The sequence below is a fragment of the Saccharibacillus sp. CPCC 101409 genome (assembly GCF_030518235.1).
GTDB lineage: Bacteria > Bacillota > Bacilli > Paenibacillales > Paenibacillaceae > Saccharibacillus.
Window position 1 is genome coordinate 42,091 of the sequence record NZ_JAULSA010000022.1, and the last position, 12,714, is coordinate 54,804.

At 57.1% G+C, this 12,714-nt stretch carries 12 protein-coding genes; 8 read left to right on the top strand and 4 right to left on the bottom strand.

The features are described 5' to 3' along the window. Positions 1–162: 162 nt before the first annotated feature. Positions 163–678: a pyridoxamine 5'-phosphate oxidase family protein gene (locus QWJ34_RS24950; RefSeq protein ID WP_302731812.1), complete on the bottom strand. Its 516-nt coding sequence runs from the start codon at positions 676–678 to the stop codon at positions 163–165. Positions 679–968: 290 nt separating this feature from the next. Between QWJ34_RS24950 and QWJ34_RS24955 the strand changes: the two genes are divergently transcribed. Both QWJ34_RS24955 and QWJ34_RS24960 read left to right on the top strand, forming a co-directional pair. Continuing rightward, positions 969–1,865: an SDR family oxidoreductase gene (locus QWJ34_RS24955; RefSeq protein WP_302731813.1), complete on the top strand. Its 897-nt coding sequence runs from the start codon at positions 969–971 to the stop codon at positions 1,863–1,865. Positions 1,866–2,071: 206 nt separating this feature from the next. Next, complete coding sequence (locus QWJ34_RS24960) at positions 2,072–2,650, top strand: hypothetical protein (RefSeq protein ID WP_302731814.1); 579 nt, start codon at positions 2,072–2,074, stop codon at positions 2,648–2,650. A 30-nt stretch (positions 2,651–2,680) separates the two neighbouring features. Here QWJ34_RS24960 and QWJ34_RS24965 read toward each other — a convergent pair whose 3' ends face one another. Then, on the bottom strand, positions 2,681–3,310 hold the full coding sequence (locus tag QWJ34_RS24965) for a hypothetical protein (RefSeq protein WP_302731815.1): 630 nt from the start codon (positions 3,308–3,310) through the stop codon (positions 2,681–2,683). Positions 3,311–3,351: 41 nt separating this feature from the next. Further along, on the bottom strand, positions 3,352–3,807 hold the full coding sequence (locus tag QWJ34_RS24970) for a GNAT family N-acetyltransferase (RefSeq protein WP_302731816.1): 456 nt from the start codon (positions 3,805–3,807) through the stop codon (positions 3,352–3,354). A 248-nt stretch (positions 3,808–4,055) separates the two neighbouring features. On the opposite strand from QWJ34_RS24970, the gene QWJ34_RS24975 reads away from it, so the two are divergent. Both QWJ34_RS24975 and melA read left to right on the top strand, forming a co-directional pair. Continuing rightward, on the top strand, positions 4,056–4,991 hold the full coding sequence (locus QWJ34_RS24975) for an AraC family transcriptional regulator (protein WP_302731817.1): 936 nt from the start codon (positions 4,056–4,058) through the stop codon (positions 4,989–4,991). 123 nt (positions 4,992–5,114) lie between these two features. Next, positions 5,115–6,626, top strand: a complete 1,512-nt coding sequence (melA, locus tag QWJ34_RS24980; protein WP_302731818.1) for an alpha-glucosidase/alpha-galactosidase — start codon at positions 5,115–5,117, stop codon at positions 6,624–6,626. Positions 6,627–6,648: 22 nt separating this feature from the next. Here the strand turns inward: melA and QWJ34_RS24985 are convergent, their stop codons facing one another. Beyond that, positions 6,649–7,374 (bottom strand): hypothetical protein, encoded by a 726-nt coding sequence (locus QWJ34_RS24985; RefSeq protein ID WP_302731819.1) that lies wholly within the window; start codon positions 7,372–7,374, stop codon positions 6,649–6,651. 98 nt (positions 7,375–7,472) lie between these two features. On the opposite strand from QWJ34_RS24985, the gene QWJ34_RS24990 reads away from it, so the two are divergent. The 4 genes from QWJ34_RS24990 (at position 7,473) to QWJ34_RS25005 (ending at position 12,617) form a co-directional block, all read left to right on the top strand. Continuing rightward, entirely contained in the window at positions 7,473–9,623 is a 2,151-nt protein-coding gene (locus QWJ34_RS24990; protein ID WP_302731820.1) for an elongation factor G, read from the top strand. A 303-nt stretch (positions 9,624–9,926) separates the two neighbouring features. Then, positions 9,927–10,850, top strand: coding sequence for an arabinan endo-1,5-alpha-L-arabinosidase AbnA (gene abnA, locus QWJ34_RS24995; protein ID WP_483314302.1), 924 nt, complete (start codon positions 9,927–9,929; stop codon positions 10,848–10,850). Positions 10,851–11,147: 297 nt separating this feature from the next. Next, entirely contained in the window at positions 11,148–11,897 is a 750-nt protein-coding gene (map, locus tag QWJ34_RS25000) for a type I methionyl aminopeptidase (RefSeq protein ID WP_302731821.1), read from the top strand. 168 nt (positions 11,898–12,065) lie between these two features. Continuing rightward, a complete protein-coding gene (locus tag QWJ34_RS25005) occupies positions 12,066–12,617 on the top strand; it encodes a helix-turn-helix domain-containing protein (protein WP_302731822.1) in 552 nt (183 codons plus the stop codon). Positions 12,618–12,714 lie beyond the last annotated feature (97 nt).

Consider the following 12,714-nt stretch of genomic DNA (forward strand, 5'->3'; position numbering starts at 1 on the left):
GGAAGCAGATTTAACTGAGTTTGCGTACACGGCCTAAGACCCCGCTCCCGCCCAAAAGGCGAGAGCGGGGTCTTTTTGGTTTGCGCCGGGGGAGACGATCAGGAGGTTGTATCCGGCTGATTGCAGAATCCGTTCAGCCGCATAAAGCAAAGCCGATCGTCTTCAATTCTTCGGCGTTTCCGTCAGGTCGACCGTTTCGTTGATGCCGGGTTCGGACTTGGGGTCCGAGCCTTTGCCGACCGCTTTTTTGAGCAGATGGGTGACCATCTTGATCGCGCTGCCGCTTTCCCAGTATTCGGCCGTTTCCGTCTTGACGCGAATCAGCACCAGATTGGGATCGTCGTAAGGCGTATCGAGAATCTTCTCGTACACCTTGTTCCACAGCACTTTTTTGCGGGCGTCGTCTTCGACGAATTCCGCGGTGCCGCTGATGGACACATACGACTTGCCCGCATAAGCGACATTGACGCGGGGGTCTTCGAGAATCTCGGTATATTTGCTCGTATCTTTTTTGGTCAAAAACCACAGATCGCCGTCGAATTCGATATGCTGCGTTCTCATGGGCCGGGAGACCAGCCCGCTGTCCGAAATCGTCGTCAGCATCGCCGTTTCGATATCGTCGATCAGACCGCGGACGGTCTCGATGGCTTCCTTGTTGGCCGTCGTTTCTTTCGGCATGATATTCGCTCCTTTGCGGGATAATAGAGTTCCGGAATTAAGCGCAAATAAATACAATCGAGAAGTCCTTTGCTAACCCTATAAACGTGAACTCCGCCAGATAAACGCTGTTTGTTTAATAAAAAAACAACAAATAAAATTTTCGATTCCTACCCGAAAAGCGCTCGTTTAAACCGTAAGCGCGAAGGTTACATACACAAAGAGAATTCAACTGCGGAACATCGAAACCAGGCAGGAAAAATCGTACATTCGACACGAGATCGTACATTCGACACGAGGAGGAATACATCATGACCGATCAGTACACTTTTCAGGACCCGACAACCCAGTTTACCAAAGCCGGACCGGAATTCGAACAGGAGCAGAAAGGACCGGGCATCCAGTCCGAGATGAATCCGATCCCCGACTCGGGCGAGCAATCATACCGCGGCACGGGGCGTCTAACCGGCCGCAAAGCCGTCGTGACCGGAGCGGACAGCGGTATCGGCCGCGCGGCGGCGATCGCCTACGCCAGAGAAGGCGCCGACGTCGTGCTGTCGTACCTGCCGGAAGAAGAGTCGGACGCGCAGGAAGTGGTCAAGCTGATCGAAGCGGAAGGCCGCAAAGCGGTAGCCGTTCCGGGCGACGTGAAAGACGAGAGCTACTGCGTGAACCTGATCGAAACGGCGGTCAAAGAACTGGGCGGCCTCGACGTGCTCGCGATCGTGGCGGGCAAGCAGCAGTTCCGCGAAAGCATCGACGAGATCACGACGGAGCAGTTCGACGAAACGTTCAAAACGAACGTGTACGCGATGTTCTGGCTGTGCAAAGAAGCGATCAAGCACATGAAGCCGGGCAGCTCGATCATCAATACGTCGTCGATCCAGGCGTACAGCCCGTCGGAGATCCTGCTGGATTACGCGACGACCAAAGCCGCGATCAACACGTTCAGCAAAGCGCTGGCGCAGCAGGTCGGCCCGAAAGGCATCCGCGTGAACGTGGTCGCGCCGGGTCCGGTCTGGACGCCGCTGCAAGTAGCGGGCGGACAGCCGCCGGAGAAACTGCCGGAATTCGGCGAACAGACGCCGCTCGGCCGTCCCGGACAACCGGTAGAAATGGCTCCGGCTTACGTGTTCCTGGCGAGCCAGGAATCCAGCTACGTCAGCGGCGAGACGCTGAACGCCAACGGCGGTATGGTTTCGCCGTAAGCCGTATAAACCGGCTGCGAAGCTGCGAAATTTTTAACCGCAATTTGCCGAAAGATTCCGAACCGGTTAACCGGCCGGAGTCTTTCGGTTTTTGGTTTGTTAACTTTTTTATATAAATCCGCATCGATATTTGCTATACATACGTACAAAAGAAAAAGTCGACGACGATGCAAAGCATCCATACAAGCAGAGATGGGGGAGATCGCTTGATCAGAAAAATGATAGGCGTATTGGCGGGGATCGCGATAGCGTTTACCGCAGGCTGCGGCAGCGGCGAGCTGGAATTCGAGCCGAATGTGTTGACCGACCGGGATATGTGCGTGGTAAAAACGGAGGACGCGAAGTCGCGAATTTGCTACGGGACGAGCCGCGAGGAAGCGGAGAAGACGGCGGGCGAAGCGCAGGAAACGTATGATACCAGCAGCGGCTACGCGGACGGACTCGCGCTGTTCTATCGCGAAGACCGGGTTGTCGGGATCGACCTGAGAGAAGAGTCGATCGGCGTTTACCAGACAGCCAGAGGCGCGAAAGTCGGGATGAGCCGGGACGAGCTGATCGGGCTTTACGGCGATCAATATCTGAAAGTGCCGAACCAGGATCAACTCGCCGTGAATTATTATTACGATACGGAGAATAAGAAACTGCTTACGGACGTGGTCGAAGCGCTTCAAAACGACAGGGACGAAGCGGGAAAAGTGAGGATCGTCTCCTCCATGCTCGAAAAAGACGGCAGCTCCAAACAAATCGGGATTATCGATCAGAAGATGGCGATTTATTTGGAATAGCAGGGACAATCCCGCTTCAAGCCGGATCGTTTAGAACCGTGTTCTCAGAATGAACTCCGGTTCCAGCAAATACGCCGGCGGATACAGATCGTCGCGGGCGGACAGCAGTCCGCGGAATTCGGCCAGACGGTAAGAGGGGGCCGGCGCAGGTTCGTAAACGACTCCAAATTCCGCGGGCGTCATCAGCCGTACGATTACGAAGACATCTTCGGCCTCCGTCATTTTGTAGAGGACGTTTCGCTCGTCGAACACGTCCTCCGGCAGACCGAGTGCGACCAGATTAAACGCTCGTCCGTGCCAGGTTGTACGAATAACCCGAAAAGCTTTTTCTTCGATCAGCTTTACAAAGCGGTCGGGGTCGAGGCGAAGTTCGATTCCGATCATATAGCCGTTTGCATCCAGATCGTTCCCGAAGTCGGTATCGTATCCGATTCCGTAGTCATTAAGCAGCGTGGGCTCGGCGACAATCATACGATCCAATCCGGCCGCAGCGTCCGTACCGGCAGCCGTATCGTCGATATAAGGAATAACCATCCGCTCGGCCGCCACCCGCTCTCCGATCTCGTTATCCGGATCGTCTGCGCCGTTTTTGTAAGAATGCGGCATCAGGTAAATATAGCCCATTCCCAGACCGTCTTCTTCGTAGCAGGTAATTCGCATTGGCTATCTTTTCCTTTCGGCTGTTTGGTTGAAAATTAAATTTACAGCTCCTTCGTCATAAACGCACTATACGGATCAAGCGCATAATCCCCGAACGGTCCGCATTCCGCAAACCCGTGCTTCTCGTACAGCTTTCTCGCAGGCAGAAAAGCGTCCATCGAACCCGTTTCCAGGCTGATCCGCTGGTACCCGCGCCCGCGCGCTTCTTCGATAATATGCACCAGCAGTTTCTCCGCGACGCCTTTGCGCAGATGCCGGGTGTCCGTCTTCATCGATTTCAGTTCGCCGTGACCCGGGTCCAGTTCCTTGATCGCGCCGCAGCCGAGCAGCTCGCCGTTCTCCCAGGCGCTCCAGAATGTGATTTCCGGCCTGCGCAGCTTGTCCAGGTCCAGCGCGTGGACGCTCTCCGGCGGCGAGTGCAGCGTCATACTGTGCAGATGATCTTGCAACAGCGCGGCGACTTCCGGGCCTCTGAGATCGTCAACTTTAATTTCCATGGGATATTCGCTCCTTCGTCTTCTGTCGGTGACCGCTTTTCTTTTATCATAATCGAATCGTTTCAAGGAAAGAAAGAGGTAACCTGACACCGCTGCAAAAAAGTTCGTCGTTGATAACGTGATTTTTAAAAAGATGGTATAAAAGATTACGTTTCAATCCGAGCAGCCGCTGTACACCTCCCGCCGCGCTTGACCGAACCGCCGCCCCGATATACGGTAAACCCAACGAACTTTAAGGAGGAACCGCCGTGCCGGAACTCGGAGGAAGCCTGTTTCAACCGTCGCTGCCGGAAGGAAGATTCGGGCCCCGTTTTCACGCCTATTATTACAAGCAGTGGAGCTCTTACCGCATGGATTACCATAGCCACGACTCCACGGAGATCATGTACCTGATGACGGGGAGCTGCATCGTGGACGTGAAGGCGGAGGAGGCGCGGGAAGAGCGCTTTGCTTTGAAAAAAGGCGAGCTGATCCTGCTGGACGCGAATGTGCCGCACCGCCTGATCGTCGAGGAAGGCGTATCGTGCCGGATGCTGAATGTGGAGTTCGCGTTTGCGCCGGCGGCCGAGGGCGACCTTGCGGCTCTCAGCGTCGGCGCGCTGGCCCGGGAAGAACCGGCGCTGGCCGAGCTGCTGCGGAATCCTTTTGCCAGCGCGGTGCTGCCCGATCCCGAAGAAGTGCCGCATACGCTCAAATCGCTGGTGCTGGAGCTGGACCGCGCGGGCGGCGAAGGCGTGATGGCGCGCCTGCTGTTTGCCGAACTGCTGCTGCGGCTGGCCCGGCTGAGACGGGAGCAGCTTCAATCGAGCCGTCAGCACGCGCACCAGTATATCCGCCGCACGATCGAATATCTGCACCAGAACTACGACCGCGGCATTCAGGTCCGCGAGATCGCCGCCGCCGTCAATCTGCATCCCGGCTATCTGCACCGCCTGTTCAAGCAGCATACGGGGCGCACGCTGACCGACTACCTGAACGGCCTGCGCATGGACAAAGCCAAAATGCTGCTGTCCGCAAGCGCCGTCCCTATCGCCGATATCGCCGATTATGTGGGCATCGCCAGCCGGCAGTATTTTCACCTGCTGTTCCGCAAATACGGAGGCTGCACGCCGACGCAGTACCGGGAACAGGCCGAACGCGATTCCCGCGCCGGCTCGTCCAAAGCGGAAAGTGAGTATTTTTGACACTTCCGGCTTTAACGGGTCACAATATTGATAACGCTTACCTCCTTCTCCCTGCTAAGATGAACCTGACCGTTAACGATTAACGAAAGGCTCAAACTCCAACAAACGGAAGGGGAAAAACATATGTCGTTCAAAGTGGCTTTTATCGGGGCGGGGAGTATCGGATTCACGCGCGGGCTGCTGCGGGATCTGCTCAGCGTGCCGGAATTTGCAGATATCGAAGTTGCGTTTATGGATATCGACCGGCGGAATCTGGATATGGTCACGGAGCTGTGCCAGCGGGACATCGACGAGAACGGGCTCAAGATTTCGATCGCTCCGACGACGGACCGCAGGCAGGCGCTGGAAGGCGCGAAGTACGTATTTTGCACAATTCGCGTCGGCGGGCTCGAAGCATTCGGGGCGGATGTGGACATCCCTCTCAAGTACGGCGTGGACCAGTGCGTCGGCGATACGCTGTGCGCGGGCGGCATCATGTACGGACAGCGGGGAGTCGCCGAGATGCTGGAGATCTGCCGCGATATTCGTGAGCAGGCGGCTCCGGACGTCCTGCTGCTCAACTACTCCAATCCGATGGCGATGCTGACCTGGGCGTGCAACAAGTACGGCGGCGTGCGGACCATCGGGCTGTGTCACGGCGTGCAGCACGGGCATCGTCAGATCGCGGAAGTGTACGGCCTGGAGAAGAACGACGTCGATATCATCTGCGCGGGTATCAATCACCAGACCTGGTACATCTCCGCGAAGCACGAAGGGCGCGATCTGACGGAAGGGCTGCTGGAAGCGTTCGAGCGCCATCCCGAATACAGCCGGACCGAGAAAGTGCGCATCGATATGCTCCGGCGCTTCGGCTATTACAGCACGGAATCGAACGGCCATCTGAGCGAATATGTGCCGTGGTACCGCAAACGCCAGGATGAAATCAACGACTGGATCGATCTCGGCAGCTGGATCAACGGGGAAACGGGCGGCTATCTGCGGGTGTGCACGGAAGGGCGCAGCTGGTTCGAGACCGATTTTCCGAACTGGCTCAAAGACCCGGCGTTCGTATACGATGCGGAGCACCGCGGCGAAGAACACGGTTCGTATATCGTCGAAGGATTGGAGACGGGGCGGGTGTACCGGGGGCATTTCAACACGGTCAATAACGGCATTATCTCCAATCTGCCGGACGACGCCATTATCGAAGCGCCGGGTTACGTGGACCGCAGCGGCATCTCGATGCCCGTCGTCGGCGAACTCCCGCTCGGGGCGGCCGCCGTCTGCAATGTGAGCATTTCCGTGCAGCGCCTGGCGGTGGAAGCGGCGGTGAGCGGCGACGACAAGCTGCTGCGGCAGGCGTTTATGATGGACCCGCTCGTCGGCGCTGTCTGCAATCCAAAGGAAATCTGGCAGATGGTCGACGAAATGCTGGTGGCCGGAGAGAAATGGCTGCCGCAGTACGGCGGCGCGATCGCGGAAGCGAAACAGCGGCTGGCTTCAGAGGACTTGATCCCAACGCGCGAAGGCAACGAGGGCGCGGCGCGGCTGAAAGTCAAAACGGTGGACGAAATGAAACAGGACCGCGAAGCGGCGAACAAGAACGCAGGCGAGTCGGATAAAGGGAAGGACCGGGAGAAAACTGGACAGGCTTGAATAAGCCGGGCTGCCGGGCCGATCAAGGCGCCAGCAGCTCCCGGACCTCCGCTTCCAATTCCCGGGTTTCCTGAAAAATGACCTTTTTCCCGTCGTCCCAAATCGGGAGCGTGTAAAGAATCGGTTCGCCGGTATCGAATACGACGCTGTAATACTGCGGATCGTTCGGACTGTTCCAGGCATAATCGGACGCGTCCGTGCCGCTTCGCAGCAGTTTCACGAAACGTTCCAGCTCGTCGCCAGACAGTTCGCGCAGCGGCTGCGTTTCGCCAATGCGATAGATCGCCGCCGAGGCGAGCTTCGTTTCCGTAATCGGACCGAACTGCGAGGAAGGAAGTTCCTTAAATCCGTCTCTGACGTACAATTTATAGCCGCCGATCTGTTCGTCCGAACGAACAGCCACCGCTTCCTCCGGTTCGAATCCCTCCACCCGATACAGCTTCGTGCCTTTTTCCAGAAAAGCGGCGTCGCCGGACCGGCTTCGGTAATTCGGGCTGTTCACCCTGCCTTCGAGCTTTTTCTTGACCGTTCCGACCGCCTCGTCCGTTACCGTATCCGAATCGCGCAGCACGCCGTCCCATAGACCGGTATAGGTGTCGTCTCCGATCTTCACAAAATCGATCCAGTCGATAATCGTGGAACGGTGCTGCAAAGTCGAACAGGCGGTGCTTGAGAGCAGAACGGTCAGCAGAACGCACAGCGATCCGATACGAATCACGATAGAGCGATTGAAAAGTCGTCCATTCATGGAGTCCCCCTCCTTTTTCTCTATAAACGCACTTGACCCGCCTTTTGTTTCCTTAGTACGGTTATAGGGAAGACGATTTCGATAAAAGGAGCCTTCCCATGAACAAAACGATCGGCATGCTGGCTCATGTGGACGCGGGCAAAACGACGTTCGCCGAGCAGCTGCTTTATCATACGAACAGTATCCGCAGCCGCGGAAGGGTGGATCACAAGGACGCGTTTATGGACAGCCACGAGATCGAGCGGGCGCGCGGCATTACGGTGTTCGCGGGCCAGGCGGTGATGCGCTATCGCGATTCGACATACTATCTGCTCGACACGCCGGGGCACGCTGACTTCTCGGCCGAGATGGAGCGCGCGCTGCGCACGATGGACTACGCGGTCGTTCTGCTCAGCGCGGTCGAAGGCGTCGAAGGGCATACCGAGACGGTGTGGCAGCTGCTGCGGCGCTACCGCATTCCGGCGTTCTTTTTTATCAATAAAACGGACCGGGCCGGAGCGGACGCCGAGCGGGTGCTGGGCGAAATCCGCGGTCTACTGACCGGGAATGCGGTGGAATTGACGGATACGGTCGAGGTTGGCGAAGGGAACGGCGTCGAGCCTGTCCGGATGGCCGACTCGCTCAAAGACTTTCTGGCCGAGCGCGACGAAGCGCTGCTGGAAGATCATCTCGAAGACCGGCTGACCCCGGAGCGGTGGACCGACGCCCTGATCGCCGCGATCCGGGACTGCCGGATCTATCCGTGCCTGCACGGCTCGGCGCTGCTGGACGTCGGCGTGACGGACTTTCTGGCGAAGTTCGATCGGCTGACGGCGACGGACTACGCGCCGGCGGAAGAAGCGGCCGCCGAGCCGTTCGCCGGCCGGGTGTACAAGATCGGGCACGACGAAGCCGGCACGAGGCTGACGTATATCAAAGCGCTGCGCGGCTCGCTCGGCGTGCGCGAATTCGTTCGCTACGCGGCGGCGGACGGCGCGAATGCCGGCGGCAGTTCGGGAGCGATTGAACCGCCGCCGGCGAGCGAAGCCGCTTCGCCGGATCGGGCGGCCGCCGGCTCTGTCCGGCCGCCCGGAAGCGGCGCCGCAACGCCGGACGCGGACGCTTCGGCCGAGCCGCAGTCTCCGCTGCGCGTGCTCGAAGAGAAAGTCACCGGCATCCGCGTCTACAGCGGCGACCGCTACACCCGGGCCGACCGGGTATACGCCGGCGAGCTGTTCGCCGTGACCGGCCTGACCGAAGCGCAGGCCGGCGGCGGGCTCGGCGAACTGCTGCATGAACGCGTGCCGTTCGAGATGGCGCCGACGCTGACGGCGGGCGTGGACTTTCCGCAAGACCGGCCGGTCCGGGACGTGCTGCGCGTCTTCCGCATGCTGGAAGCGGAAGACCCGGCGCTCGGTGTGCTCTGGGAAGAAGAGCTTCAGGAGCTCCAGATCCGCGTCATGGGCGCGATCCAGCTTGAAGTGCTGCACAGCGTGCTGCAGGGGCGCTTCGGATTGGACGTCGTTTTCGGCGAGCCGGAGATTCTGTACCGGGAAACCGTCTCCGCGCCGGTGACGGGTTACGGACATTTCGAGCCGCTCAAGCATTACGCCGAGGTGCATCTGCGCATCGAGCCGGGCGAACGCGGCAGCGGCGTGGTGTTTGCCGACGCCTGCCACCCGGACGATCTGGCGCTCGGCTATCGCAACCTGATCGGCCAGCATGTGGGGGAGCGCGAGCATCACGGGCTGCTGACCGGATCGCCGCTGACCGATGTGCGGGTCACGCTGCTGACCGGACGCGCGCACAACAAGCATACGCACGGCGGAGACTTCCGCGAAGCGGCGTTCCGCGCGCTGCGGCAGGGGCTGGAGCAGGCGGACAATGTGCTGCTGGAGCCGTGCTACCGTTTCCGCATCCGGGCGGAGCTTGCGCATATGGGCCGCATCATGGCCGATGTGCAGCAGGCGTACGGAATCTTCGATCCGCCGGAGACCGGCGAGACGCATCTGCTGCTGACCGGCATCGTACCGGCGGCGACGTTTATGAACTATGCGACCGAGCTGGCTTCCTTCACCCGGGGCAAAGGCATGCTGGGCTTGAGCTACGGCGGCTACCGTCCGTGCCACAACGCTGAAGAAGTCATCGCCCGGCGCGGCTACGACAAGAACGCCGATCCGCTGTATACGTCTTCGTCGATTTTTTGCGCCAAAGGAGCGGGGTACTCCATGCCGTGGGACGAAGCGGAGGCGGCGATGCATCTGCTGTGAACGTTCGATAAGGAACATTAAGCTTCGGCCCAAGCGGGGTGAAGCTTTTTTTGTTCACATTTAAATTACATTTTATTGCATATATTGTTGACATTTGCTCCTGAAGAATCTAGAATCCTTTTTGCAAAGGTTTGAGTTAATAATTTACATTAAAGTTAACTTTAAAAGATGTACTTTGCGAAGGAGGGAAGAAACGAAATCTAAAGGTTTACTTCGAAATGAAAGCGTTATCCGAATGGCTGGACAATCATAATCACAGAAAGGGATGGGAGAAAGATGAAGCGTAAACTTGCGATTCTGCTGATGGCTTTAATCGTGATGGCGTCGACTTTTAGCGATGCCCGCAGCTATGCGGCGCACTGGGGACTGACCGGAGACGTCGGGGTGCACGATCCGTCGATCATCAAAGAAGGCAGCAGCTGGTACGTTTTTTCGACGGGGCAGGGCATCCAGGTGCTGCGCTCGGACAACGGGACGAACTTTTACCGGGTGCCGCAGATATTCCTGAGCGCGCCGTCCTGGTGGAAAACGTACGTGCCGAACCAGACGCCGCTCGACGTATGGGCGCCCGACGTCAAATCGTATAACGGCAAAGTGTGGCTCTACTATTCCATTTCCACTTTCGGCAAAAACGTTTCGGCGATCGGTCTGGCTTCGGCCGGCAGCGTCGGCGCGGGAAGCTGGAAAGACGAAGGCGTTGTCCTGTCGACCAACGGCACGCAGAACTACAACGCGATCGACCCCGAACTGGTAATCGACGCAAGCGGCAATCCGTGGCTGGCGTTCGGCTCGTTCTGGACCGGGATCAAGCTGACCAAGCTGGACAAGAATACGATGAAACCTACGGGCAGCCTGTATTCGATCGCCCAGCGCACGGTCAACAGCGGAGCGATCGAAGCGCCGTCCATTACTTACCGAAACGGTTACTATTATCTGTTCGCTTCCATCGACAACTGCTGCAGCGGAGTGAACAGCACATACAAGATCATTTACGGGCGTTCACAAAGCATCACCGGCCCTTATGTGGACAAGAACGGCGTCAGCCTGACCAACAACGGCGGTACCATTCTCGATTCCGGCAACGCGCGCTGGAAAGGGCCGGGCGGCCAGGACGTGTACGGCACCAACGTGATCGTGCGCCACGCCTACGACGCCGACGACAACGGGAATCCGAAGCTGCTCATCAGCGACCTGAATTGGGATTCGAGCGGATGGCCGACGTATTGAGGGTTCATTTTCGATAAAAAGTTAAATAAGGCGCGGCCTGACCGATTGCGATCCGCCCGCCGGACATTGCAAGCCGCAGCAAAGCGCGTTATCCTTGTAGAAGACTAGGGCGTGTCTTGAAACTCCGACGGGAGCAGATTGGGCTGAATTTTCGTTCTCAACAAGGAACTTTTCCGAAGGTGTGCCGGGGCACATCAAGGGAAAGTGACGTAGGAGAGGGCGAAAAGGCAGTTCAAGATGCACGTCAGCGAGTTTTGAGACACGCCCTAAATTTACAAGGAATCGAGCGACCAATCCATGATTACACTCAAAAGCGAACGCGAAATCCAGCTGATGGACGCGGCCGGGGATGTGCTGGCGGCCTGTCACAAGGAAATTGCGAACATGATTAAACCGGGCGTCACCACAATGGAGATCGACCGGTTTGCCGAAAAGTTTCTGAAGCAGCACGGCGCGACGCCGGAGCAAAAAGGCTTCAACGGTTACGAATACGCCACCTGCGCGTCGATCAACGACGAGATCTGCCACGGCTTCCCGCGCCGCCAGCCGCTCAAGAGCGGCGATATCGTCACGATCGACATGGTGGTCAACCTGAACGGCGCGCTGGCCGATTCGGCCTGGACGTATGCGGTCGGCGACATCTCGGACGAAGACAAGCGCCTGATGGAAGTGACGCATCGCGCGCTGGAACTGGGCATCGAAGCCGCGCAGCCGGGCAGCCGTCTGGGCGATATCGGGCACGCCATCCAGAGCTACGTCGAAAGCGAAGGCTTCTCGGTGGTGCGCGAATTTACCGGCCACGGCATCGGGCCGACCATCCACGAGAAACCGCAGATCCTGCACTACGGCGAACCCGGCAAAGGCCAGCGGCTCAAAGAAGGCATGGTCATCACCATCGAGCCGATGGTCAACGTCGGCGTCTGGCAGAGCAAGCGCGACGACAACGGCTGGACTGCCCGCACCGCGGACGGCAAACGCTCCGCGCAGTACGAGCACACGCTGGCGATCACGAAGGACGGTCCGCGAATCTTGACGGCGCAGGATTGAAATTGCTTGAAGTCAAAACATTAAACGCCAAAAAAATAGTCGAATGCAGAAACTGCTTCTGTATTCGGCTTTTTTATCTTTCTAATGTTTTGAATGTGTTTCTTAAGTTTCGTTTGTTCTTATCACGGGAAATATATAGTATACTTTAAGAGGAAGGAGGGAGTACAAATGCCTGCATTCAAAGAAGAAGTCACTCGCGAACTTCAGCTTGTGCATCGTTCCTATCAAACGATGGAGCCGGACGTACGCCTATTCATTAATACTTTTGAAGCCTTTATACACGCGCAAGAGACTTTGGATACCGCAAAGGCCAATTCGCTTCTTAAATTCCTGGACGAAATAGGAGCTCTCAACGTTAAGACTATCGTCGAAGAAATCATATCCAATCAAGACTCCAAAGAAGTTTTTGTGCCTTTTAATGAGGGCGATCCGTATCTTTCCGTAAAGGAAATAGCTCTGCTAAGCAACGTGTCTCAGCAAATGGTAAGAAGAGCATGCGAAGAGGGGAAAATCGAGGCCGTCAGAGGCAAGAAGCGAAGTTGGATGATTCATAAACAGAAGTTTATGGACAGTGAGCTTTACGGTCGATGGACACGAAATAAACAAGATAAGTGGTCTATTCTTGAACAGGGAGCAGGAGCTTTTACGGAAAACAAAGAATTTCTGGAGGCTGTCGAGCAAGCAGAGAAAGATAGAAAGAAGATGAATAAGCCGAAATGACTCGCTATCTTCTGGATACTAATATTATTCGTTATGACGGATTGTAAAATGAAGTGCAACACCTCGAATTGAATACAAAAGGGCTCATGGCCGGATT